The organism is Frederiksenia canicola (assembly GCF_011455495.1).
In the GTDB taxonomy this organism is placed as follows: domain Bacteria; phylum Pseudomonadota; class Gammaproteobacteria; order Enterobacterales; family Pasteurellaceae; genus Frederiksenia; species Frederiksenia canicola.
The window spans coordinates 1,512,038-1,537,084 of the sequence record NZ_CP015029.1; the positions used below are offsets into that span (position 1 = coordinate 1,512,038).

Here is a 25,047-nt window from a genome sequence, read left to right on the forward strand (position 1 = left end):
GCTGAACGCATTTAAACGAATATATCGACAAAGCTCGCTAATTAGCGGGCTTTTTTTATGGGAGAAAATCATGTCTTCACTCGGTTCACTCAATATCCAACTTACTCTTGACTCTGTCTATTTTGAAAAAGGCTTGGCGAAATCAGACTATCAGGCTCAGAAATTTGCAAAAAATTTCAAGGTTGATATGGATAAAATGGCAAATTCAGCTAAGCAATTTGCAAATAGAACAACATCTTATCTCAATAATATTGAACAGGCTGCGAAGAATATCAATACGGCGACCAAATGGGAGTTTCGTTTTAGTAATATCGAGCGCTTTAAGTCGCTGGGGTCACAATTTTCGCAATATGCCGATCAATATACTCAACTTGCGAATAAATTGCAGTTAGTTACTAATAGCGAAGCTCAACACGCACGCGCAATGGCGGATGTGTATAACATTGCACTAAAAACGGCACAAAGTAGCCAAGCGACATCATCGGTTTACCAAACCTTTGCCCAAAATGCGAAAAATCTCGGCTTAGCGCAGTCCGATGTGGCGCGTTTAACCGAAACAGTATCAAAAGCCGTGGCGATTTCGGGGGCAAGCTCCGCAACGGCATCAAATGCATTGGTACAGTTTAGCCAGTCGTTGCTTATGGGGAAATTGAAAGCCCAAGAGTTTAATTCGTTGATGACCCAAACACCATCAGTGGTTCAAGCCATTGCAAAAGGTCTAGGGGTAACGACCGCCGAACTCAAAGCAATGGTCGATAAAGGCGAATTGACCGCTGAAAAAATGGTGGAAGGGCTGAAAAAAGCCGAAAGTTCCGTCAATGACCTCTACGGTAAGACTTCATCCACCATTGGTGGAGCAATGCAAAACCTATCGACTGCCGCAGAAAAATGGGTGGGCGAAATTGACAAAACAACAGGAGCATCTGAAAAAGCGGTTAAAGTCTTAGGTTTTACTGCAAAACATTTGGATGAACTTGGTTCTGTACTCGGTATTGCTGCTGGTGGCTGGGCGCTTTACCATGGTAAAAATAAAGTTCAAGATTTCATCAAAAGACAAGCGGCAATCTCGGATGAAAAGAAAGCCATTATTGAAAAGCAGAAAGCCCAACAAGCGGCAATCGCAACGCAATTAGAAGAAAATATTACACTGGCAAAGCAAACATCGGCAAAGTTAGCCAATACCCTTGAAACTTACAACCAAAACAAAGCCACTTTGGAAAGTATTGCTCTCCAACAGCAGAAGATCACAAAAGATCGTGAACAAATCGCCGTTGAAGTGCAAGGTGCGGCGACGCGCGCTGAACGGATTGCGTTATCTAATCAGCTCAAAGCATTAGATGCGCAAGAAATCCAGCTAACACAGCAAAAAATCAATGCGGAAAAGCAGTTGGTGGCAACCAAGCAAGCCTTAAAAGTTGCTTATGCAGAAAATGCGTTTGCGCAAAGTCGGGCGATTGCCGGCACTGCTGCCGCAGCAACCACGACTACCGTATTTAGTCGAGTGACGGCAGCTGCAACCAATGAAATTCGCTTGATGACCGCGGCTGCAATGGCAAACCCGATTATGACTTTAGCGTTCGTCGCTGGTTCAGCCGCGGTGGCATTTTGGGGCTTTACGGAATCACAAAAAGCAGCACGCGAAGAAGCCTTGCGTTATGCCGATTCACTTGATCAGGTCAAAGCCAAAATTGAGCAGATGACCAAGGCGCAAGTGGATGCGGAGCTGGTTCGTAATAAGAAATATATTCAGGAAGAAGAAGCTGCGTTAGAGAAGTTGATCCGAAAACAGAGTGAGTTGCAGAAATCGGTTAGAGAAAATGTTATCCGAGAGTATGATGCATTTGCAGGCATGCTGTCTGAAACGGAAAAATCAGCCGAACAGTTAGCCAAAGAGCAAGAAGATCTCATTTTAGTGACGGAGCAAGTCGAAGAAAAGCAACGCAATTTAAACAAAGCCTATGAAAATCAACGCGATATGCAGGCGCATATCCCCATTGCCGAACTCCGCGATCGCTTCGCCGAACTTTTCCCTAATATCGAGCAATCCAAAATCAAAGTCGATGGGCTGAATGTTTCGATTGGTGACTTTACCCTGAAACTACCGTCTGCAACGGCAGAGGCGTTGAAGTTCTCTGGTGCAGTTGGCAGCATTGCCCAATCTGCAATCAACGCTGCACTCGCTGTTCTGCAAATGAACAATGCGATTTCGGGCAACACCAAACTAGATGCACACATTGCAGATAATGAAAAACTAATCGCAGTTTACAAAGCAAGAGCAGCAGGCAACCAAAAGCTAGCTAATCAGTTGCAATCAGAAATCAACGCAACGCAAAAAGCCCAAAATCTGGGTATCGATCTCAATACTGATGCGGGTAAAGCCGAATTTGAGAGATTAAAGAAATCTGAATTCGCTCTACTAGAAGCTCAGGGTAATGCAAAAGGTAGTGGGAAAGGTAAAACGCCAAAAAGCAATGATTTCCAAAAACAATTTGGCGAAATGTCTTATCGCTTATCTGAACTGAAAGCCAATGCCAAAGATATTCAGATGTTCGGTCAGGTGTCACAATATCAAGAAGTTAAAAAACTGACGGAAGATATTACGCTGAATGCAGAGAAGTATAAAAACTTCGGTATTGAAGGCGTAGAACAGCTTAAATCTTTAGCCACACAAATTGATTCGGAAAACCAGAAATTAGAAATTGCAAAATTTGGGTATGACAATACACAAAAAATCAAAGCAATGGAGTTTGAATTAACCTTGTTAGGCAAAACTCGTTCTGAACAAGAATTATTGCAGTATGGTTATCAGTTAGAGCAAGAAGCTGCAAAACTGCGAATTGGTATGACTGAAGAAAATATTGCTAAACTTGATGAAGAAATTGCAAAGTTAAAAGAGCGTTATGCAATTTTACAGCAAGAGCAAGAAAAGAAACGTTCTGATCCTGTAGAAGGTATTAAAGCTGGATGGGCTGACATAGAAGACCGTGTAACTGATGTGGCTGGAAATATGCAGAACATTACTGTGAATGCGTTCAATAGTATGTCTGACGCTCTGACAGATTTTGTTTTAACGGGCAAAGGTAATTTTAGAGATATGGCGACTTCAATCCTAAAAGATATTGCAGCAATGACCGTTAAGATGATGTTGTTTAATGCAATAAAATCAGGAATGAGTGCTTTTGGTGGTTTCTCAAATGGTGGTTTTGTTGGTGGTGATTTCGCCACAGGCGGCTACACTGGCGACGGCGGCAAATATGTGCCTGCGGGCATCGTCCACCGCGGCGAGTACGTTATCACCAAAGAAGCCACGCGCCGCATTGGGTTGGATTATCTCAACTACCTGAACTACGGCAAACGCGGTTTTGCCAGTGGCGGCGGAGTAGCAGTGCCTCGTGTGCCTGTTTCGCCTATGGTTGGCGGTTCGAGTGGAGAAACACATAACAATGTGACCATTTCGGTGCATATCGACAAAGACGGCAACACCAACACCAGCCTTGAACAGCAAGCACAACAAGGCAAGCAGCTTGGCAACCTAATTCAAGCGAAAGTGCTGGAGGTGATCGCCAAAGAACGCCGTAATGGCGGCATATTGGCACACTAAAATGTAACAAAAAACAAAGCCCAGAGTGCTGCAAACGCTCTGGGCTTTTTAGATCGGAGCAACAATGACCTTACAAACACTCCCTTTTTGCCCGCAGCCGAACTACGCCACGGAAAGCGAGCCGCGGCGCAAGGTGAATCAATTTGGTGATGGCTATCAACAGCGGATCGCAGACGGTTTGAATCCGTTGCAACGCAAATTTAGCCTGACCTTTAAATTGAAGCTTGAACAAGCGGTCACTTTAGACCAATTTTTTGCAAATCACGGCGGCGTGAAAGCCTTTCACTTCCGCGACAAAGCCAGCGGCAAGCTGGTAAAAGTGGTTTGCCCGAAGTGGTCGAAAAAAACAGGACGCACGCATATTGAATTCAGTTGTGAATTTGAGGAGGTGATTTAATGCCAACGACAATTTCTGCAAAGTTTCAACTGGAACTTTCCGCGCTGGAGCAAAACGCGCTACTTAGCCTATTTGAGGTGGATTTGCGCAATCTCACGTCTAAATCGGGCGATCGCGGTGAATTGTATCGCTTTTACGCAGGCACGAACGAATTTCAACAGCCGATTGTGTGGCAAGGGAATACTTATCAGCCGTTCGGTGTGAAAGCCGAAGGGTTTGAATTATCGGGGCAGGGCCCAAGCAACCGCCCGACGCTGACGGTAGCAAACCTAAACGGTTTTGTCACAGGATTGGCGCACGAATTTGAGCAATGTTTGGGCGCGATTGTGCGCAGACGGCAGGTTTACGCCAAGTTTCTTGATGCAGTCAATTTCAAAGATGGCAACCGTGAAGCAGATCCACAGCAAGAGCGCGTGAGTTATTACTTAATTGAGCAGTTAAGCCATCTCACTCACGAAGTTGCCACGTTCACCCTAGCGCTGCCGACCGAAACGGACAACGCATTGATTAACAGCCGCACAATGTTAGTGACCTGTGGCTGGGTTTACCGTTCCAGCGAGTGCGGTTACACGGGGCAACCCGTGGCGAACGAGAAAGATCAGCCCACCACCGACCCGAAAAAAGACAAATGCAGCGGCTGTTTGCGCGGTTGCCAGCTTCGCAACAACACTCGTAATTACGGTGGATTTATCGCCGTGAACAAATTGGGCTAAAAAAATGAAAATACCAAACAATCTAAAACAAACAATCCTGTCCTATTGCAAAACCGCAGAGCCGAATGAAGCCTGCGGTTTTGTTGTTTTGGGCTACCAAACGGGTGAGCCGCAGTTTTTGCCGTGTGAGAACGTGGCGCTTGACTCTGAAAACTATTTTGAAATCTTGCCAGAGGATTTTATCCGCGCGGAGCAACAAGGTGAAGTTGTGGCGGTGGTGCATTCGCACCCGAACGGCGAGATGCACTTGTCGATTGCCGACCGCCAAATGCAAGACAACGTTCAACTGGATTTCTGGCTGGTCTGTAACAGCGATTTGCAAAATTTTCCCGTGATCCGACCGCTTGTAGGGCGGGAGTTTGTCCACGGGCAGACAGATTGCTACACCATTTTCCGCGATTTTTACTATTTGGCGGGGGCAGATTTGCCCGATTTTGAACGAACGGACGAATGGTGGGTAAAAGGTGGGGATTTGTACCTGCAAAATATAACACGCCACGGCTTCAAGCGGTTAGATCCTGCCGAAAATTTGCAAATTGGTGATGTGATTTTGATGCAAGTCGGTGCCGATGTGCCGAACCACGCGGGTATTTATCTAGGCAATCAAATGGTGTTGCACCACAGCCCAAAACGGCTTTCAAAACGGGATTTATACGACGGTTACTGGCTAAAACATACACACAGCATTTGGAGATTTGAACAATGGTCACAGTTAGATTTTACGGTGCCCTTAAATCATTTGGCGAAGTCTTTCAGCTTGATGTAAAGGACACCGCCGAAGCGTTGCGTGCGCTCTTTTCGCAGATACCGAAGCTGCGCCAAACGGTACAGCAAGGGTTCTACAAAATTCGCATTGGGCGGCAGTATCTCGACAATCGTTACATCGAGCAGGGGTTGTTTTATCGGCTTAAAGCGGGAATGACGATCCACGTTACGCCTGTGGTCGCAGGGGCAAAGAGAGCGGGCGTATTCAATTTAGTTGTCGGAGCAGTGCTTGTTGCGGCTTCTTGGTATGCGGGCGGTGCGGCTGGTTGGGGATATTTAGGTGCATCAGGCTATGGTATGGCAACGATGGGAACCATGGTTGGGGTATCAATGATGTTGAGTGGCGTATCCCTAATGCTGACTAAAACGCCTTCATTGGATGGAGTCGGTAGTGATGCGGAGAAAAAACAGTCCACAGCTTTTAGCGATATCCAAAATATGGCAGCACAGGGTCAGCCAGTGCCGATTGCAGTAGGGCGAATTCGTTGTGGTTCACGGATTATTTCGCAGGGCGTAGAAACCTACGATGCGGAAAGTGAAAGCGAAAAAGCATTAGAACAAACAGTAGGATTCAGTAAGGGGTAATTATGGGTGGAAGTAGTGGTGGTGGCGGACATACGCCATACGAAGCACCAGATAGTGGGCGCTCAAAACAGCGCGTGCGTATTGTCGAAGTGGTGTCTGAGGGAGAAATTCAGGGGTTAGTTGATGGAGTGAAATCCGTCTATTTGGATAATACCCCGATTCAAAACCAAGATGGCAGCTATAACTTTACCAACATTCACGCCGAGGGGCGAATTGGTACGCAAGATCAAGCCGTGATGAAAGGATTTCAAGCCACTGAAAAAGAAGTGGCGGTCAGCACAGAAATCCGCAAAAAAACACCTCTCACGCGCACGATAACCGATCCTAAAGTCAGTCGTTTGCGTTTGACTTTGGGCGTGTCTTCTCTCTTTCAGCAAGAGGATAACGGGGACACTTATGGTTCTGCGGTTGATTTTAAAATTACCATTGGTGGGAACGTGTATTCGCTTGGCATTCAGGGCAAATACAGCTCACAGTATCTGCGTAACTTGGTGATCGACCATTTGCCACCTGTGCCGTTTACGGTCAAAGTAGAGCGCGTGCAAGAGGATTCCAGAAGCCAACGGTTACAAAACAAAACCCTATGGGCAAGCTACACCGAAATTATCGACACCGAATTTGCCTATCCAAATACCGCATTGGTTGGGATTAAATTCGACTCGGAATATTTTTCCAATATCCCGACCCGCAGTTATGAAATCTACGGCATTAAAATCAAAGTGCCGAGTAACTACGACCCTGAAACGCGTACTTATGGAAAGCTTTGGGACGGTACATTCAAAATTGCTTACAGTGACAATCCCGCGTTGATTTTGATGGATATTGTCACTAACAAACGTTACGGTTTAGGGCAACGCTTGGGCGAGTTTGGGGTGGATAAATGGGCAATTTACCAAGCAGCGCAATATTGTGACCAGATGATCCCCGACGGTTTTGGCGGAATGCGTCCTCGTTTTACTTGTAATGTGTGGATGACGGAGCAGCGCTCTGCCTATGATGTGATCAACGACATCTGTTCCATTTTCCGCGCAATGCCCGTGTGGAACGGGACAGAATTAACTGTCATTATGGACAGACCCAGCGACCCAGTTTGGACTTATACCAATGCAAACGTGATCAACGGCGAATTTTCGCGTCAGTATTCTGCGGTTAAGGCGCGTCATAACGCAATCCAAGTGGAATATCAGGACGCCGCGAACAATTACGAAAAAACGATTGAATACGTTTCAAACGATGACGATATTCGCAAATATGGGCTCAATCTGAAAAAAGTGGTGGCGTTTGGCTGTACCAACCGTGGTCAGGCTTACTGTACGGGTCGCTGGATTTTAGAAACTGAATGCCTTGAAACCGAAACAGTGACCTTTAGTGTGGGGGCGGAAGGCTTAATGCATATCCCAGGGGATATTATTCAAGTTTCCGACAACCACTATGCAGGCACGGAGATTGGCGGGCGGATGGTGGCAGTCAGCGGCCGCAATGTGACCCTTGATCGTGACATCCGTTTGGACGGTAACAGCTACTTCAGCTATATCAATGCCGAAGCGAAGTATAGCCACATCAAAATCAGCAAGGTAAATGGCAAGGTGATCACTCTCGATCGTGAGCCTGTCGGTTTGGCGGAAATGGGGGTGTGGTCGCTTTCTACCCAGAAAATCCGTTCACGCCTCTATCGGGCAATGACCATTACAGAAAATGACAACGGCAGCTACACCATCGTGGCACTGCAACACGAACCGCAGAAAGAAGCGATTGTGGATAACGGCGCGGTATTCGAACCTGTTTCCACCACGGCACATCTTGCCCCCAAAGTGGAGCATTTGGATGTCGATGTGGGCGCAGGTAAAGCACGTATTGGCTGGCAAGCAAGCAGTGGTATTGGCACGCTCACTTATGATGTCCGTGTTCTCAAAAGCGGCAAACTCTACGCTTTCCATAAGGGCTTAGACAATCCCGAATTGACATTGGACGATTTACCGAACGGCTCGTATGAAATCATCATCCAAGCCAAAAACGCCAAGGGTCAGCTAATCAGCGAAAAAAGCAAACCCTTCACCGTTGACCGCCCACCGCTCCCGCAGAACGTGCAAGTCGTTGGCGGCTTGAGTGATATTTCGTTGTCGTGGGGCTATGTTGATGATTTCACCCAAACGGAAATTTGGGCGAGCGAAACGGACGACATCCGCACCGCAAAACGCGTGGCGAAAGTGTTGGCGAGTTTTTACGCTCACACCGTTGGTGCAAATCAAACCCGCTACTACTGGCTACGCCACACACGCGGGCAGAATGTGGGTGATTTTGCCCAGCAGCAAGGTTTGCGCGGTGAAACGGGGACCGACATAGACGAAGAAATGCGCGTGCTCAACGAAAAATTGAGTGAGCCGATCATCAATAAAGTATTTGATGTGGCTGCCCCTGCTCGTCAACTTGAGATGATTAAGGTTGTCCCGAACATTGCCAACAAAACGCAATTCTTGGGTCATACTTTGCTTAAAAACCAAACCGACAATCGTCTATACAAATGGAATGGACGTAGCTACGAATTCAGCACCCCATCCAGCGAAATTGACGGCAAAATCCTACCTGCACAGTTGGCGGATATTCCTACCAGCAAACTGTCGGGACAGATTAGCGATAATCAAATTCGCAATGTCAGTGCGAACAAGCTGGCGGGTGTGGTATCTGTCAATCAGCTTGCACCGATTCCGACCACCAAGCTCACTGGGCATATTGCTGCACATCAATTGGCAGCAAACAGTGTCAGCACAAACGCCATTCAAGCGGGCGCAATCGGTACGCAGCAATTAGCAGCGAATGCGGTTGTCGCGAGTAAAATCGCTGCTAACTCTATCGCTGCGAACCATATTCAAGCCAATACGATTAGCGCGGGTAAGATTGCGGCAAATGCGGTAGAAACTGGGCATATCAAAGCAGGCGCAATCCGCGCCAACCACGTTGCAGCGGGTGAACTCACCGCGGATAAATTGGCAATTGGGCTTGGAGGAAACCTCCTGACTAACCCGATTTTTGCTAATCCAACGAATGGTGTACCGTATGGATGGCACATTTGGGATGAAATTTCGATAGGAAAGCGCGGGGAAAGACGGTGTTTTCAAGATCCTGTTTGGGGATTGGGACGTGATGGCTATTTACCGACTGAAAATGTAATTCGGTATTCGAATGAATATGATGTTGATGGAAAACGCACTCTTCTATTTCAAGGTCTTCCACTTACTGCATCAAAGTGGTACATCGTCTCTGCGTATATGGGAAATCATAGTTCACAAAAGGTTGAAATTTATGTGGACTTTGTTGGAAATGGCCAGGTTGTTGGCACGGTAAGACAGGATTGCAGAGCGAATAAAAGATTTAGAGGCATTCAAGATGCTGATCGGGTTTTTATCAAGTTCCGAATGCCTGCAAATGCCCAATACGCAAAAATCTATTTTATCATGCACAACCGTGTGAGAACAGCTAGCGAGTCTGCCACAATGTTTGTCGCTCGCCCGATGCTCGAAGAATGCACCGAACATACCCGTGAGCCAAGCCCGTGGCAAAATGCAGGCGTGACCGCGATTCACGGTGGCAGTATTGTGACCCAAAGCATTACTGCACAACAGCTTGCTGCAGGTTCGGTGACAACCGAAAAATTGGTGGCGGGAGCCGTGCAAGCGAGCCACATCGCTGCCAACACGATTGGTGCACAGCATATCCAAACGCGTTCTCTGTCAGCGGATAAGCTCAATATTCAGAGTTTGTCGGCAGCAAGTTCGGTTTTGGGACGAGTGAATGCAGGGCATATCACGGGTTCAACCATTGAAGGTAATACCATTCGAGGTGGCACAATTTCGGGAACTACCATTAATGGCGGCTCAATTAACGGGGTGACAGGTACGTTTAATGGCAATATCTATGCTGCAAATTTAATTGATGATACAGCTCAAGCATTTACACTAAGACATAACCAAACCTTAACAATCCCTCCTTTTGGCAAGAAAAGGGTGATTCTTATTCCTGCTTGTTTTTGTACTGTTAGGGCTGGTTATGCGTCTGGTAGTGCAGCGGCTTCAGTATCTGCAACAGCAACCGTAACTATTAGTAGTACCGCGGGAGGAAACGTAAGAGGAAATGGGACTGCAACTGGTAGTGGTAATAGCAACAGTGTTTTTCTATCTGGTTTTTTTGTTGTGAATGCAAATGTTGCAACAAAAATTAGCTACACCTCATCAATTTATGGCAGTGGTTCTGTATCTTGTCCAGACATTCCTATCATTGCTATTTGTTAATTACAGGAGGACTTATGAAAAAAATTTTATTTTCATTCATCTTTATTAGTTTTTTAACTGCGTGTTCAACGCAATTTAAATCGGATTACACTACCAAGCCAACATTTTGTTATCAGCTTGCCCCACAAGAGCAAGCGCCAGGTAAGAATTGTATAGGTTCTGGTGGACATCAGTAACTATCGTCAAGACCGCTCGTAAGAGCGGTTTTCTTTTATCTATCAAACAATAAGGAGCATTTTATGCAATTTAATAAAATTTTAAGCCCTGTTTACTCTGCCGTCACCGCGTTCGCTATGAACCCAGACGGCACTATCTCCGCCACCTACGTTATCGGCACTGGCACGGATAACGACGGGCAAGTCACTGATTTCACCCCGTTGGTGACCGAATACAAATACCTTGACCAAGAGCAATCACAGCAAATCTTTATGGCCCCGATGAAAAAAGAAGATATCGGCAAACCATTTCAAGATTTGATGCTAGGTAAGATTTACAGCTACCTGCGCGAAAATAACTTGGTGCAGGCATAATCGCGATTTGTGTGAGTATTTTTAACTAAGAGCTGATCGTCATCAGCTCTTCTTCCTTTTGTGGGGAAGAAAGGTTGTAAGAGAAATAGGAAAGTAAGGAGAAGTGTATGATCTAGATGAAATATAGCGACAAGGGCGTGCGACCAACACTATCCCTTGTCGGCTCAACGCAATCAGACTGCATTGAACGGCTGCTATACCCCGAATAACGCACAGGGCGGTTGCAGAGTAGCATAAATTTCACTTGTGGGAATAGATCAATGCAACACAAAGAATTTAGATGCCGATGTTGTAACAAATTATTGGCGAAAGGATCAGCAACGCATTTAGAAATCAAATGTGTTCGCTGCAAAATTATCAATCATTTCTAACGTTTGCGAGTGCCAGAACGCCAAGAGCGTCCGAGCGCCTTGGAGTAAAACTATGGCACGCAAACTTTTTAAACAAGCGCCGCTTCCGTTTATTGGGCAGAAGCGGATGTTTCTCACCCATTTCACTCAACTTTTAGCAGAGCATATCGACAATGATGGCGAGGGCTGGACCATTGTCGATGTATTTGGCGGAAGCGGCTTATTATCGCATACCGCCAAGCAGCTAAAGCCGAAAGCGCGAGTGATCTACAATGATTTCGACCGCTACGCCGAACGTCTAGCTCATATTCCAGAGATCAACCTACTACGGCAGCAAATTGCCGCTGTATTGGCGGATTGCCCAAAAGGTAAGCGATTGAATCCAACCCAAAAATCACAGATTATCGACATTATTGAAGCCTTTGACGGCTACAAAGATCCCCATATTCTTTGCTCGTGGTTGCTATTCAGCGGACAACAAATTCGAACCTTTGATGAACTCTACAAAAAGGATTTTTGGCATTGCCTACGCCAAAGTGATTATCCCTTGGCGGACGGCTATTTGGATGGTATTGAAGTGGTTTATCAATCTTTCGATGAATTGATCCCTAAGTTTCAATATCATGAAAATGTACTGTTGGTGCTGGATCCTCCATATCTTTGTACGCACCAAGCAAGCTACAAGCAGGAAGGCTATTTTGACCTAATCAATTTTCTCAAATTGATCGATCTTACCAAACCACCTTATCTCTTTTTCAGTTCAACTAAAAGTGAATTTGTACGGTTTATTGATTACTTAGTCCAAAACCGAAAAGAGAATTGGCAAACCTTCGACGGCTACAAGCGGATCACGCTCAATGCGTCCACCAGCTATACAGGAAAATACGAAGACAATTTGGTGTATAAGTTTGAGTAAAACTGTTCCGAATTAGCTTGAGTTTTAGGGATTTTACAGGCTATAATTTAATCAAACTTTACCCTGTCACGATCCTGATTTCCCTCAAAATCTGTTCCGAAATAAATCATAACTTCTTGATATTTTTAGCCCTAAAACCGCAAAAAAGCCAATTTTTTCGGAACGGATTTATAGCCTCAAGCCTTTTCGTTACTAGATTATTTCTATTTTTGCAAAATTTTCCCCAAAACTGACCGCTTGATCCTTGTATTAGCCGAACGAATGTTCGGCTTTTTTATATTTTTCTGTAATAAAGCCTATTTTTATTATGGCTACTGATCGGATCTGTATCATTCTCGCTTGAACTTCATCTAAAAAATCTATTTAATTCGTCCCCCAAAATTTTGACCTAGAAGGAGTTCGTATGAAACGTATTTTACGCTACGCGACATTGAGCCTTGCTATGTTAAGCATTGTGAGTTGTTCAAGTAGCCCCGGTGATTGTCAGGTAGATGATCAAACTTTATTTCAACAAACACTCAATCCCACCCCGCCGACCATGGAAGAATTAAAAAGAGCAGTATCATTACCTAAGCCGCAAACCTTAGCTCAGTTAGCGGGAAGCCATGACAGTAATAACCAACTACCTCGTCCAACCCCATCCCTCGCCTCTAATTTTATGACTATTATGGGACAAAACGGTACCGTTATTACGGTATGGGCATTAACAAAACGTAACTGGTTATGGGGCTATGCACCAATTAATTCACAACATTTCGGCAATATTCGCAATTGGCGGATAGAGCGTAGTTTCCGTCGTGAACATTTTCGTTTCTTAAATCAGGCTCTCGGTACTTGTATGCAGGCTTATGGCAATGGAATTATTCATGATGGCTGTGATCCTAAGAATTTAGATCAAGACTTTGAATTGATGCCAACTGATAGGGGGGCAGTCTTTATCAAAAGCGTTTCACAACAACGTTGTATTACCTATAACCCGGTCAGTACAACGAACTACTCAACATTATGGCTTTCAGAATGTGATGATAAGCACATTACCCCATTGAAGGATCAAACTTTCTATCTTGCTCCGCCATTATTATCTGCTGAACCCCTTGTTCAATAGGAGAAAATATGCGTCATTTACTCATTATATTATTACTATTTTTTAGCTCATTTTCTTTTGCTACATTAGATCAATACACGGTTGCAACTTGGAATTTGCAGGGATCATCGGCATCAAATGAAAGTAAGTGGAATATCAATGTCAGGCAGCTTATTACAGGCCAACAATCGGCAGGTATTTTAATGGTGCAAGAAGCAGGATCTTTACCGGTAACAGCAAGAAGAACGCAACGAGTGATTCAGCCCGTAGGGGTTGGTATTCCTATTGAAGAGTACTTGTGGAATTTAGGGACTAACCGACGACCTGATTTTGTGTATATTTATTATTCAAGGCTTGATGTAGGAGCAAATCGTGTCAATTTAGCGATTGTCTCTCGAGCAAGAGCCGATGAAGTTTATGTGATTGATTCGGGTGTACCAGTATTACAAGCACGTCCTGCAGTTGGGATTCGTATTGGCAATGATGCATTCTTCAGTGTACATGCATTGTCTTCTGGTGGTACGGATGCCCCAAGATTAGTACAAGGTGTTTTTAACTTTTTTAACGATCGCGAACATCCTGAACGTAGAAATATTAGTTGGATGTTAGTTGGGGATTTTAACCGCTCGCCCGTGAGCTTACAAAATGCGCTCAGAGGTGAGCCAGGAGTCGATAATAGTACACTAATTGTGGCACCAACAGAACCAACACATCGTTCAGGTAGCATTTTAGACTATGCAGTGATTCATAATGCGGATCAGGCACCACAACATCAAACGACCAATGTGAGTGCGAGTATTATGTTTAATCAGATGCGTTCCCAAATTGCCTCAGATCACTTTCCGGTTAGCTTTGTAAAAGATCGTTAGGAGAAAAAATGAAAACATGGATAAAAATAATTGGAATATTCACCACAATATTTAGCTTACAGGGATTTTCGGTACCATTAGGCCCCGATCCGACAAGTTATCCGGATGTAAAAGTAACTCCACCACCAGTGCTAACGTTACGGAGTTTATTGACAGGTGCACCACTAGAGAACCAACAATATGGAGAACATTCAGAGAAAAATCTACATTGGGAACTCATTGATATTACCGTGAGTAATATGAATGTAGTTCAATTTAGAGTCCCAAATACGCAAAAATGTTTTACTGGAGGATTGGTACAAGATTGTGAGGATACCGCATTAACTGCTTTTGTTCTGGTTCCAACGGATACTGGGGCATTCATTATTCAGCAAGCCTTCTCTGGAGGTGCATGCCTTGCTAGCCGAGGTTTTGGCGATTTACGGTTTGAACAGTGTTTACGTGGGCAAATTAAGTCTCAAGATTTACCATTTTTATGGGCACTTATGCCGCCATTTGGAGATGGAAAATTACTTAAAATGCCTTCGAAATAGGGACAAGCGGTCACTTTAGACAAATATTTTGCGAATGTAGTGAAGGTGTTATGCAATCTCAGATTGAGAAAGGAAAATATTTTACATAATGAAAAAAGGGCGTTTCCGCCCTTATTTTATTAGAAGTTTGCATTACGTGGTGCACGAGGGAATGGGATCACTTCACGAATATTTTGCAATCCAGTGACATACACGATCAAACGCTCGAAGCCCAAACCAAAACCTGCGTGCGGCACGGTGCCGTATTTACGCAAATCGCGATACCACCAGTAATCTTCAGGGTTTAAACCCATTTCTACCATGCGTTTATCTAACACGTCTAAACGCTCTTCACGTTGTGATCCGCCGATGATTTCACCGATTCCTGGGGCAAGAACATCCATTGCTGCCACAGTTTTACCATCATCATTTAAACGCATGTAGAACGCTTTGATGTCTTTCGGATAGTTTTTCACCACCACTGGCGATTTGAAATGTTCTTCCGCTAAGTAACGCTCATGCTCAGACGATAAGTCGATCCCCCATTCCACAGGGAATTCAAACGCTTTTCCTGATTTCAACAAGACGTCAATCGCATCGGTATAGTCGATTTGAGCGAATGGTGAATTGATGAAATGTTCTAAACGACTGATCACATTGCTGTCGACGTGTTTGGCGAAGAATGCCATGTCGTCTTTACGTTCTTCAAGCACCGCACGGAACACATATTTGAGCATATCTTCAGCAAGTTTGGCATTGTCAGCTAAGTCAGCAAAGGCAATTTCAGGCTCAACCATCCAGAACTCAGCTAAGTGGCGAGTCGTGTTGGAGTTTTCCGCACGGAAAGTTGGACCGAAAGTATAGATTTTGCTCAATGCACAGGCGTAAGTTTCGCCGTTCAACTGACCAGAAACGGTTAAGAATGCTTCTTTACCGAAGAAATCTTGGCTGAAATCGACTTTGCCGTTTTCGCCACGTGGTAAATTTTCTAAATCTAACGTTGAAACACGGAACATTTCACCCGCACCTTCAGTATCAGAAGCCGTGATAAGCGGAGTAGCAACCCAGTAGAAACCCTGTTCGTGGAAGAAGCGGTGAATCGCTTGAGCCAAGCAGTGACGTACACGAGCTACTGCACCGATTAAGTTTGTGCGTGGACGAAGGTGAGCCACTTCACGCAAATATTCGATAGAGTGGCGTTTTGCCGCCATTGGATACGTATCAGGATCTTCCACCCAGCCGACCACTTCAACGTGGCTTGCTTGTAATTCAACGGATTGTCCTTCTGCTGGCGATTCGACGATTTTACCTGTCACCACCACTGAGCAACCTGCGGTTAAACGCAACACGTCATCTTGATAATTTGGCAAATCGTTATTGATGATCGCTTGAATTGGGTCGAAACAAGAACCGTCATAAACGGCTAAAAATGATAAACCAGCTTTGGAATCGCGGCGGGTACGAACCCAACCACGCACGGAAACGTCACTACCCACGGCAACTTTGCCGCTGAGAATTTCCGAAATTGTAGGGAATTGAGACATAGTTTTTCCTTTGAAACTGTAAAAAATTCGGTCGTTTTCAATGTATCACGCAAATTGAAAAGGCTAAGAATTATAAGGAAAATTCGGGGGGAATGCTAGGAAACAAGCGGTCAGTTTCGCAAAAAGTTTTGCAAATCTAACCGCTTGTGATCAGAAATTAAAGCACTTTGACGATCGATTCGCACAAGCGGTCGATGTTGTCATCGGTGATACCTGCCACGTTGATACGGCCTGAACGTACGGCGTAAATCGCAAATTCATCTTTTAAGCGATCTACTTGTTCAGGGCTTAAACCGCTGAACGAGAACATGCCGTTTTGGGTGATAATGAAATCAAAGTCTTGTGTTGCCCCTTTCTCTTTGAGCAGTTGCACGAACTTAGCACGCATTGCTTTGATACGGTTACGCATTTCTGCAAGTTCAGCAATCCAGTCGGCTTTTAATGTTGCATCAGATAAGACTAATGCCACTGCACTTGCCCCGTGTGAAGATGGGTTAGAGTAGAGTACGCGAATGATAGATTTCACTTGGCTGAAGGCGTTGTTTGCAACTTCAGCATTGTCTGCGACCAACGTGAATGCACCCACACGCTCATTATATAAACCGAAGTTTTTGGAGAATGAGCTGGCGACCAATACCTCGCGATTGTTCTTCACGAAGGCGCGCAAGCCAAACGCATCTTCTTCTAAGCCATTCGCAAAGCCTTGGTAAGCAAAGTCGAATAAGGGTAACCAGCCTTTTTCAGCAGACATATTCGCAAGGGTTTGCCACTGTTCTGGCGTTGGGTCAATACCGGTTGGATTATGACAGCAACCATGGAGTAAGACCACATCGCCAGCTTCTGCTTGGCTGAGATCGGCGAGTAAATTATCCCAATCTAATGCTTTGGTTTCTTTGTTGTAGTAACGGTATTCTTTGATGTTGATGCCAACTGCGTTGAAAATGGCATTATGGTTTGGCCAAGTTGGGGTTGAAATCCACACATTTTTTGCATTAGTTTGGCGTTTGATAAATTCTGCCGCAATGCGTAATGCACCTGTTCCACCAAGGCTTTGTGCGGTTTTGGCACGACCTGATGTAATCACTTCTGCATTTTCGCCAAATAATAGGGCTTGAGTTTGTTGGTTGAAATTGGCGATGCCGTCGATGGTGAGATAATTTTTGGTATTTTCGTTGGCAAGCAAGCGAGTTTCCGCTTCTTTGACTGCTTTGACAATGGGGGTTTGTCCGTTTTCGTCTTTATATACGCCGATACCTAAGTTGATTTTTTCGGCACGAGAATCTGCTTTGAATGCTTCCCCTAAACCTAAAATAGGGTCAGCAGGAGCTGCTTGAATGTGGTTAAACATAGCCATTGATTTTTCCTCTGAAATGATGTTTGCAAAACGGGAGATTTATACGGTGAAATGAGATTTTTAGCAAGTGCAATCGGTCATTTTTGGTAAAAATTTTGCAAATTTGCTAGCTATTTCACAGAAATCCAGGTCAAACCTTTTTATATAGTAATTTTCAATCATTTATGGTCTAATACGCACAATTTTCTCAACACAAAAGTAGGTGAAAAATGAGTTGGATTGAAAAAATTTTAGGAAGAACCTCATCATCAAATGGTACAAAATCAAAAATTCCAGAAGGGGTTTGGACAAAATGTACGAGTTGCGAGCAAGTGTTGTATAGCGAAGAGCTTAAACGCAATATGCAAGTTTGCCCGAAATGTGATCACCATATGCGAATCGATGCTCGCACCCGTTTATTAGAGTTACTTGATACCGATTCTGCCGAAGAACTTGCTGCAGAACTTGAGCCGCAAGATGTTTTAAAATTCAAAGATTTAAAAAAATATAAAGATCGTTTAACTGCGGCACAAAAACAGACTGGCGAGAAAGATTCATTTATCGTGATGTACGGCAAATTGTACGACATGCCTGTGGTAGTTGCGTCGTTCAACTTCGAATTTATGGGTGGCTCGATGGGGTCAGTTGTCGGGGCGAAATTTGTGAAAGCCGCAGAACGTGCCTTAGCTGACAAAATTCCATTTATCTGTTTCTCTGCATCGGGCGGAGCAAGAATGCAAGAAGCGTTGTTCTCGTTAATGCAAATGGCAAAAACCAGTGCGATTTTAGCCAAAATGAAAGAGCAGGGTGTGCCGTTTATTTCGGTGTTAACCGACCCAACTTTAGGCGGAGTGTCAGCGAGTTTGGCGATGTTAGGCGACATCAACATTGCGGAACCAAAAGCATTAATCGGCTTTGCAGGCCCACGTGTTATCGAGCAAACCGTGCGTGAGAAATTGCCAGAAGGCTTCCAACGTAGTGAGTTTTTACTTGAAAAAGGGGCGATTGATATGATCGTACATCGCAAGCAGATGCGTGATACCCTTTCTCGCTTGGTGGCAAAACTCACCAACCAACCGACGCCATTTAAAACGGGCGAATTGATTGAAACAGAAGCAGAGGCGGAAGTTGTAAACGAATAATGACTGATTTAATCATCCCAAAAGCCACGGATTCTTTGGAAACGTGGCTTTCCTATTTGGAAAAATCCCATTTCAAACCGATTGATATGGGCTTAGACCGCATTCGAGCTGTCGCAGAAACGCTCAATTTACTTAACCCCGCCCCTTATGTAATCACTGTGGCTGGCACCAACGGCAAAGGCTCGACCTGCAAACTGCTGGAAACGGTGTTGCTGGGAAAAGGCTTGAAAGTGGGCGTCTATTCCTCGCCGCATCTGATTCACTATAACGAACGTGTGCGTGTGCAAGGCAAAATGGTCAGTGATACAGATCTCATTCAAACCTTTGATTTCATTGAGCAACATAAATCACAGTCACTGACTTATTTTGAATTTGGTACTTTGGCAGCATTAGATATTTTCCGTCGCCAACAAGTTGATGTCGCCATTTTAGAAGTCGGTTTAGGTGGGCGGTTAGATGCGACCAATATCGTTGATCCTAATTTGGCGGTGATTACCTCAATTGATATTGATCATGTTGAATTTTTAGGTGATAACCGTGAGGTGATCGGGCGAGAGAAAGCGGGCATTTTCCGAGCAAATATCCCCGTGGTGATTGGCGAGCCTGATTGCCCGCAGAGCATATTAGATTATGCTGAAGAGCTGAATTGTCAGGTTTATCGACGTGATGTGGATTGGCAATTTTCGCTCAAAAACGACTGCTTGTTATGGCAAACCCAAACCGAAAATCTCGAATTTCCGCTGCCAAAAATCCCTGTACCGAATGCCGCAACAGCGATTGCAGTGTTAAAAATCTTGCCATTTGAGATTAGCGATGAACTGATTTCTCAAGGCATTGCAGATGCACAAATGACGGGGCGTTTTCAGCAACTCACCGAATCCGATTTGCAAAACGTTGCGGGAAACCGACCGCTTGCATCTGTGATTGTCGATGTCGGACACAACCCGCACGCCGCACGTTATCTTGCCGAGCGTTTGCAGGCAATGAAATCACCTTCGCAAAAAATATATGCGGTGTTTAGTGTGTTGGTCGATAAAGATCTCTCCGGCATCGTGGAACCTTTGGCAGAGGTAATTGATGAATGGCATTGTGCAGGGCTGCACGGTTTTCGTGGGCAATCGGCAGAGCAAGTCTCTGCGAAATTGTTGCAGGTTTTACCAACCGCAAACGCTCAAACCTATGAAGATGTGCCTGCTGCAAGCCAAAATGTATTCCAACTTGCCACAGTGCAAGATTTGATTATTGTGTTTGGTTCTTTCCATACTGTTGCGGATTTTATGCTGTTTTTGCAAAAAAACGGAGAAAAGTGACCGCTTGTTAAGAACATATATGCTTGAAACGAAAAAGCCAGTTTGTTTCCAAACTGGCTTTTGTATTTACATAAGATTAGAAACGATATTCTAATTTACCACCAAACTGGGTTTGTTTAAGTTTTGCAGTAGATAATGCATGACGATGCTCAATACGTAAACCGAAAGTGAGATGTTTTGCGAGAGTGAAATCACTGTTCACTTTAAAGAGTAGAGCATTACCATGACGACCTGTTGCAAACTCTGCATACTGACCATTTGCAGCAATACTCACCGCTTTCGGCTGCCCATTGCTATTTTCATAGAATGCACCTGCACTTAAACGAACGACATCATTTCTCCAACTAATGTTTGTCCCTAGTTGTTGATTGAATACATTGTATGGTTTGAGTGCAATGTTCCAACGATCTTGCGTATCTTCTACATCTGTTTTTAGTTGTTGGTAACTTAAACCCAACATTGGTGTTACTGCGAACTGACCAACAGGAATTTCATAACCAACTTCTCCAGCAAATTGCATTTGTGAACCATCAATACGACCAATGTTTTTCTGTTCACTCGTTGAGACTTTACCGCGATGGGAATGATAGCCAAACGTTGTGTTAAGAATCACATTATCCCATTTGTTGTGTAAACCAACTAAGAATGATGTGGATTTATAACGTGTTTCACTTGAGCCATCGACAGCTTGAGGTTTTACTGTCTGTTTACTAAAACCAATTGCAGCATGTAACTCAGTATTGTCGCTTAATGGTGCGAAGCCACCAAATAATGTACTACTTTGATTTGCTTTGTAACCATAACCATAATTCGTGAAGCCAAGGTTAGATGTATATTGTGAATGACCATTTTGTTGGTTCACATAGAATCCTTTCTTATCACCAGACCAAATGTTGTCCATAAATTGGCGGTGTACACTTTCTCCTTGGTTTAACATCGCAGTGTTTGCTACAAGATATGATGGTACTTTGTGATGTAAGGCAGCACGATATTGTCTTGCTGAGTTTGCCATTTCCTGCTGCTTTTTCGCTATCTCAGCAGCTTTTTCTGCCTGCTGTGTTCTGAGAGCTTCTTCCGCCAGAGCTTTTTCAGCAGCCGCTTGCCGTGCTTTTTGCTCAGCAATTGCTTTTTCAGCAGCTGCTTGCTGTGCTTGTTGTTCAGCGGTTGCTTTTTCAGCAGCGGCTTGTTGTGCTTGTTGTTCAGCAATTGCTTTTTCAGCAGCAGCTTGTTGTGCCTTTTGTTCGGCGGCAACTTTTTCAGCGGTAGATCTTTGAGAGTCTTGCTCCGCGGCTTGTTTTTCTGCTTTTGCACGTTCTAATTCAGCAGTTTTCTCTGCAAGCTCTTGTTGTTTTTGCTCTAGCACTAAATTAGCAATTTCAAGTTCGCTGAGCTCTGGTTTATCTTGAGTGGCAATCGATGAACCTGTTTTTTTAATACTACGAATAACAGGTTCTGGGCTATTTCCCTGCTCATCCACTAATCGAGTCTGTAAACGATAATCAAAGAATTTTTTATTTGGATCTGTACGTTGAGCAATAGATTCATCTACGCTAACAAGAGCATATTGGAATAGACTATTACCAGATCTTGCACGAGTATTATGGTTGTTAAGAACAAACTGTTGTAGCTTGTTAGATTCAGCGGCAACCTTGATAAGAGAAATACCCTCATCAACATCGTATTTACCATTCTGGTTTTTATCTGAATTTCCTTGGTGGTTACCGATCATTTGAACATCAACGGGAATCGGGGTTTCTGATTGTACTTGGCCATTTACAATAAGTTGGTCATATTGCCAATTACTGATATTTTCAACGGTATTATTAACGCGAAGTAAAACCCGAGCCCCTTCATTGATTACATTCGCAAATTGCATTACTTGGGCACCAAAGTTTTGAGTATCTTGGTTAAATCCAGGGGCAATGAGACTACCTTGCTTCCAAAGTGAATCTCCATTGATATTTGCGTTTCCACCAAAAGTAGTACCCTTTTCTAATACTAGACGGCCATTGTTTAAAGTACCATTGAATTCAAGGCTACCTCCACTAAGTGTAGTTAAACCATGATGGGCAATGTTACCATTTAATTTTAATAATCCATTTCCAGATTTATTAAAATTACCTTCGCCAGATGAATTTGTTGAGAATTCAGTAACGTTATTTTCACTAGTAACAAAATTTACAGCGCTGTTTTTCCCTGAAAGCTTTGTTTGGACAATGTTTGCAGTGTTATTATCACCAATAGCAAAGATGGCATTATCAGCAATATTTAGCTTTTGGGCTACATGTCTTGTATTTACTTCATAGCTCAATGTTCCTGATTTTACATCGACTACGTTTAATACAGTATTTCCTTTAACTAGAAGATTAGAATTTTCAGCGTTTGGTTTGTACGTTAAATTTAAATCTCCTAGAGTATTTCCTAAATTGCCCGTAATAGACTTATTACCAGTTAAGGTATAAGTTAAGGTTGCTGATGCAGAGTTGTTCTCATTTACAATGTTTCCTAGGATTTCATTTATATTTTGATCACTTACTGCAGTTTTTAGCTGGTTCTCCATACTAACAGATATATCATTACCATTAAGATCTAGCGTACCATTATTAAGATAAATTTTATCCAGTGGCATTTGATCAGAAGTTCCAAGGCGTAAAGTTGTATTTTCTTTGACTAATACTGTCTCGTAAGCTTGTTTCTTATTCTCAGAGTCTGCAGTTTGGTTTAATAATGTCGATCCTTCTTCAATAACTAGATGGGCTGGGTTAGCACCCTTCCCCAGTTTAACCATTTCACCATCACCAATTTTGTAGAATGTTTCAGAAAATAGTGAATCAAGTGAAACTTTTTGGCGATCTTTATCGGTGTCTCTACGATCACGATAAATTAAATTATCGTGCCAAACAAGCTCTTGTAGATTTAATGAAATAAAGCGGATTTTGTGATCATGATTTGTACTACCATCATCTTCATACAATAAACCAATATCTCCGTTTGGTAGTTCTGCTAAGCTGTTGTAGGTATAGTCGCCGGTTGTAATTGTAGTATTATATTTCCACTCAATAGAACCGTCGTTTTGTACTTCTCCCAGCCACACTTTACCATTTGTACGTTTACCCCAGGCTGTACCTGATCCAGGATCAGAATGTGGATTAGCAAAAATCACCATTTCTTTGCCGTTGATTCTCTTAGAATATTTAATCACGGAAAGCTGTGAATAAGGCTCCAATAATACATCATCGATGTGGTGGCTATTTATCCATGTGTAACCACCGTCTCTACTGGTAGAAATCAGGACCCTGTTACTCATACGGTTACGAGAGAACATTTTTAGATCGCCATTATCTAATTCAATTAATTGAGATTCAGTAATTTCTTTAGAACCATGGCTCAACTCGCGACTGCCTCCATTATGAAATTCCCAGCGATCGATGGGTGACTCACCTCGCTCCCAAGTTACCCCGCCGTCTTTACTAATAATGACTGCTGCAGCTTGAGAATTCGCTTTTCCATTAGTGTAATAAACTGGCATGACAAGATTACCATTTTTTAGCTGAATTCCTGTACCTGGACCCACACCAAGGAAGCGCATCCAGTCGGCTTTGACTTGTGGGGTAATATCAACAGGCGTTGACCATGTTTGACCATCATCATCACTGTGAGTTAGCCATAAATATGCAGTTTTCACAGCACTTAATGGGGCACTGTCATGATCATTATGCATACTATTTAAGAAAATATTACCAACTCGAGTTTCGTTTTCATATAAATCGCCTAGATTTCTGAAACCAATTTCTCTGTTACCCTCAATTTCAACACGATAATTTGTTTGTTCATTATTATCGTCATAAACAATACCATTTTCACGAACGGTATAAAGGTTATTAGTGTTATCTGTTAAAATACGATAGTGTTTTCCATCAATCAATTTATAACCAGACCCCGAACCTGCTACATTATTGACACTGAAGAACCCTCTAGTTTCAGGAAACATATCAAGTAGCATAAATACTCTACCATTACGTTTATCTTCAACCATCAAAGGGTCAATTAAAAATGCAGAGTTGTGATATTGTTTATTTCCTCTGTGTTCTCCGTGGTAATCAATATCATACGGTTGTTTAGCTAAATCGATAATGACTTGATCTTCTTTCCAAGTTTTGCCGCCATCAGTACTACGACGAATAGCTGTATCAATGTTTCCCCAGTCAGAGTGATGCTGATTACGTTTATCTATGGCTGCAATTAGGACACCATTTTTTGTGGTAAGTAAGGATGGAATACGATAGGAGACTGAATTTTCTTGCCCTGGCATGAAAATATCCTGAGGTTGATTTTTAACAGCACCAAGGGGGGCTCTTCTTGATAAAGAGTACTCGTGAAATTTACTAAGGTAAGAATGTTTCTCATGAATTTCTTCTTCAGTAAGCACTTTTTTATCTAAGTCAGCATGAAAAACATCACCACTAAAACGCCAGCGGCTATATGGTTTATTTTTATAAGAAGTTGGTCTATGAGTCTCACCCAAATAAGCATTTCCTAAAGTTGTGATATTGGCAAAAAATTTAGAGTCTGTATGGGTTTTAACAAGTGTACCATCAATATAAATTTTAATTTGATTGTTATCTTTATCAAATGTATAAGTGATATTTCTAAATTTCGAATTATTCTCAATATTTGCTCTAATATCACTATTACTAATTAAATTAACATTATTGCTTTTAATTTCAATGCCAAATGTATCAGTATTGTTGTTCTGTCTATGAGAATAAAATGACAGGAAATCAAGAGGAGAGTTTGGATTTGCAACACCAAACACAGAACTAAAACCGCCACCAGATTTGATTCTAAATGTCAAAGAGCCACTTTCGAGTCTAAACGCATCATTTTCAACAAATTTCTCGGTTAAATTGAGCGGTTTAAAAAGATCTTTTGTGCTACTGTAATTAAATACGTAGCTATCATCAGTCTGCGCTAATGCGATATTTGCTGAGATAGTAGCTACAAAAAGTGCCAAAGCCGTTTTTTTTCATAAATGTTCTCCAAAAATAATTGAAAAATGCACAATGAGATTATCGGCAGAAAAAATGGAGTAAAATAAAGGATTTCAAAA

The 25,047-nt window shown here is 43.2% G+C and carries 18 protein-coding genes; 15 read left to right on the forward strand and 3 right to left on the reverse strand.

Annotated features, from left to right (window positions below):
- The first annotated feature begins 70 nt into the window (after positions 1 to 70).
- The 13 genes from A4G17_RS07465 to A4G17_RS07525 all read left to right on the forward strand — a co-directional run bounded on the left by A4G17_RS07465 (position 71) and on the right by A4G17_RS07525 (position 14,629).
- On the forward strand, positions 71 to 3,601 hold the full coding sequence (locus A4G17_RS07465; RefSeq protein WP_123956197.1) for a phage tail tape measure protein: 3,531 nt from the start codon (positions 71 to 73) through the stop codon (positions 3,599 to 3,601).
- 64 nt (positions 3,602 to 3,665) lie between these two features.
- Positions 3,666 to 3,998, forward strand: coding sequence for a phage tail protein (locus A4G17_RS07470; protein ID WP_123956196.1), 333 nt, complete (start codon positions 3,666 to 3,668; stop codon positions 3,996 to 3,998).
- The gene (locus tag A4G17_RS07475) at positions 3,998 to 4,711 is read left to right on the forward strand and encodes a phage minor tail protein L (protein WP_123956195.1); all 714 of its coding nucleotides are present in this window, start codon (positions 3,998 to 4,000) and stop codon (positions 4,709 to 4,711) included. Before A4G17_RS07470 ends, A4G17_RS07475 begins: the two co-directional genes overlap by 1 nt.
- 4 nt (positions 4,712 to 4,715) lie before the next feature.
- Complete coding sequence (locus A4G17_RS07480) at positions 4,716 to 5,477, forward strand: C40 family peptidase (protein ID WP_123956194.1); 762 nt, start codon at positions 4,716 to 4,718, stop codon at positions 5,475 to 5,477.
- A complete protein-coding gene (locus A4G17_RS07485) occupies positions 5,414 to 6,061 on the forward strand; it encodes a tail assembly protein (RefSeq protein ID WP_123956193.1) in 648 nt (215 codons plus the stop codon). Before A4G17_RS07480 ends, A4G17_RS07485 begins: the two co-directional genes overlap by 64 nt.
- A gap of 2 nt (positions 6,062 to 6,063) precedes the next feature.
- A complete protein-coding gene (locus A4G17_RS07490) occupies positions 6,064 to 10,347 on the forward strand; it encodes a TipJ family phage tail tip protein (protein ID WP_123956192.1) in 4,284 nt (1,427 codons plus the stop codon).
- 14 nt (positions 10,348 to 10,361) lie between these two features.
- On the forward strand, positions 10,362 to 10,523 hold the full coding sequence (locus A4G17_RS07495; RefSeq protein ID WP_165894268.1) for a hypothetical protein: 162 nt from the start codon (positions 10,362 to 10,364) through the stop codon (positions 10,521 to 10,523).
- Between the two features lie 63 nt (positions 10,524 to 10,586).
- Complete coding sequence (locus A4G17_RS07500) at positions 10,587 to 10,877, forward strand: hypothetical protein (RefSeq protein ID WP_123956191.1); 291 nt, start codon at positions 10,587 to 10,589, stop codon at positions 10,875 to 10,877.
- Between the two features lie 260 nt (positions 10,878 to 11,137).
- Positions 11,138 to 11,248, forward strand: a complete 111-nt coding sequence (locus tag A4G17_RS10395; protein WP_123956190.1) for a Com family DNA-binding transcriptional regulator — start codon at positions 11,138 to 11,140, stop codon at positions 11,246 to 11,248.
- A 52-nt stretch (positions 11,249 to 11,300) separates the two neighbouring features.
- A complete protein-coding gene (locus tag A4G17_RS07510; RefSeq protein WP_123956189.1) occupies positions 11,301 to 12,143 on the forward strand; it encodes a class I SAM-dependent methyltransferase in 843 nt (280 codons plus the stop codon).
- Positions 12,144 to 12,546: 403 nt separating this feature from the next.
- On the forward strand, positions 12,547 to 13,248 hold the full coding sequence (locus A4G17_RS07515) for a cytolethal distending toxin subunit A/C (RefSeq protein WP_123956188.1): 702 nt from the start codon (positions 12,547 to 12,549) through the stop codon (positions 13,246 to 13,248).
- 8 nt (positions 13,249 to 13,256) lie between these two features.
- The gene (locus tag A4G17_RS07520; protein WP_123956187.1) at positions 13,257 to 14,096 is read left to right on the forward strand and encodes a cytolethal distending toxin subunit B family protein; all 840 of its coding nucleotides are present in this window, start codon (positions 13,257 to 13,259) and stop codon (positions 14,094 to 14,096) included.
- An 8-nt stretch (positions 14,097 to 14,104) separates the two neighbouring features.
- Positions 14,105 to 14,629: an RICIN domain-containing protein gene (locus A4G17_RS07525; RefSeq protein ID WP_123956186.1), complete on the forward strand. Its 525-nt coding sequence runs from the start codon at positions 14,105 to 14,107 to the stop codon at positions 14,627 to 14,629.
- A 119-nt stretch (positions 14,630 to 14,748) separates the two neighbouring features.
- On the opposite strand, the gene asnS is transcribed toward A4G17_RS07525, so the two are convergent.
- Both asnS and A4G17_RS07535 read right to left on the reverse strand, forming a co-directional pair.
- Positions 14,749 to 16,152 (reverse strand): asparagine--tRNA ligase, encoded by a 1,404-nt coding sequence (asnS, locus tag A4G17_RS07530; protein ID WP_123956185.1) that lies wholly within the window; start codon positions 16,150 to 16,152, stop codon positions 14,749 to 14,751.
- A 157-nt stretch (positions 16,153 to 16,309) separates the two neighbouring features.
- A complete protein-coding gene (locus A4G17_RS07535; RefSeq protein ID WP_207948578.1) occupies positions 16,310 to 17,500 on the reverse strand; it encodes an amino acid aminotransferase in 1,191 nt (396 codons plus the stop codon).
- Positions 17,501 to 17,715: 215 nt separating this feature from the next.
- On the opposite strand from A4G17_RS07535, the gene accD reads away from it, so the two are divergent.
- A complete protein-coding gene (gene accD, locus A4G17_RS07540) occupies positions 17,716 to 18,627 on the forward strand; it encodes an acetyl-CoA carboxylase, carboxyltransferase subunit beta (protein ID WP_123956183.1) in 912 nt (303 codons plus the stop codon).
- Entirely contained in the window at positions 18,627 to 19,937 is a 1,311-nt protein-coding gene (gene folC, locus A4G17_RS07545) for a bifunctional tetrahydrofolate synthase/dihydrofolate synthase (protein ID WP_123956182.1), read from the forward strand. Before accD ends, folC begins: the two co-directional genes overlap by 1 nt.
- A 76-nt stretch (positions 19,938 to 20,013) precedes the next feature.
- Here folC and A4G17_RS07550 read toward each other — a convergent pair whose 3' ends face one another.
- Positions 20,014 to 24,951 (reverse strand): exo-alpha-sialidase, encoded by a 4,938-nt coding sequence (locus tag A4G17_RS07550; RefSeq protein WP_123956181.1) that lies wholly within the window; start codon positions 24,949 to 24,951, stop codon positions 20,014 to 20,016.
- Positions 24,952 to 25,047 lie beyond the last annotated feature (96 nt).

What these genes read in the sequence shown, in the direction of transcription:
- A4G17_RS07465 (WP_123956197.1), top strand. Translation starts at nt 71, where the DNA reads ATGTCTTCACTCGGTTCACTCAATATCCAACTTACTCTTGACTCTGTC.
- A4G17_RS07470 (WP_123956196.1), top strand. Translation starts at nt 3,666, where the DNA reads ATGACCTTACAAACACTCCCTTTTTGCCCGCAGCCGAACTACGCCACG.
- A4G17_RS07475 (WP_123956195.1), top strand. Translation starts at nt 3,998, where the DNA reads ATGCCAACGACAATTTCTGCAAAGTTTCAACTGGAACTTTCCGCGCTG.
- A4G17_RS07480 (WP_123956194.1), top strand. Translation starts at nt 4,716, where the DNA reads ATGAAAATACCAAACAATCTAAAACAAACAATCCTGTCCTATTGCAAA.
- A4G17_RS07485 (WP_123956193.1), top strand. Translation starts at nt 5,414, where the DNA reads ATGGTCACAGTTAGATTTTACGGTGCCCTTAAATCATTTGGCGAAGTC.
- A4G17_RS07490 (WP_123956192.1), top strand. Translation starts at nt 6,064, where the DNA reads ATGGGTGGAAGTAGTGGTGGTGGCGGACATACGCCATACGAAGCACCA.
- A4G17_RS07495 (WP_165894268.1), top strand. Translation starts at nt 10,362, where the DNA reads ATGAAAAAAATTTTATTTTCATTCATCTTTATTAGTTTTTTAACTGCG.
- A4G17_RS07500 (WP_123956191.1), top strand. Translation starts at nt 10,587, where the DNA reads ATGCAATTTAATAAAATTTTAAGCCCTGTTTACTCTGCCGTCACCGCG.
- A4G17_RS10395 (WP_123956190.1), top strand. Translation starts at nt 11,138, where the DNA reads ATGCAACACAAAGAATTTAGATGCCGATGTTGTAACAAATTATTGGCG.
- A4G17_RS07510 (WP_123956189.1), top strand. Translation starts at nt 11,301, where the DNA reads ATGGCACGCAAACTTTTTAAACAAGCGCCGCTTCCGTTTATTGGGCAG.
- A4G17_RS07515 (WP_123956188.1), top strand. Translation starts at nt 12,547, where the DNA reads ATGAAACGTATTTTACGCTACGCGACATTGAGCCTTGCTATGTTAAGC.
- A4G17_RS07520 (WP_123956187.1), top strand. Translation starts at nt 13,257, where the DNA reads ATGCGTCATTTACTCATTATATTATTACTATTTTTTAGCTCATTTTCT.
- A4G17_RS07525 (WP_123956186.1), top strand. Translation starts at nt 14,105, where the DNA reads ATGAAAACATGGATAAAAATAATTGGAATATTCACCACAATATTTAGC.
- asnS (WP_123956185.1), bottom strand. Translation starts at nt 16,152, where the DNA reads ATGTCTCAATTCCCTACAATTTCGGAAATTCTCAGCGGCAAAGTTGCC.
- A4G17_RS07535 (WP_207948578.1), bottom strand. Translation starts at nt 17,500, where the DNA reads ATGTTTAACCACATTCAAGCAGCTCCTGCTGACCCTATTTTAGGTTTA.
- accD (WP_123956183.1), top strand. Translation starts at nt 17,716, where the DNA reads ATGAGTTGGATTGAAAAAATTTTAGGAAGAACCTCATCATCAAATGGT.
- folC (WP_123956182.1), top strand. Translation starts at nt 18,627, where the DNA reads ATGACTGATTTAATCATCCCAAAAGCCACGGATTCTTTGGAAACGTGG.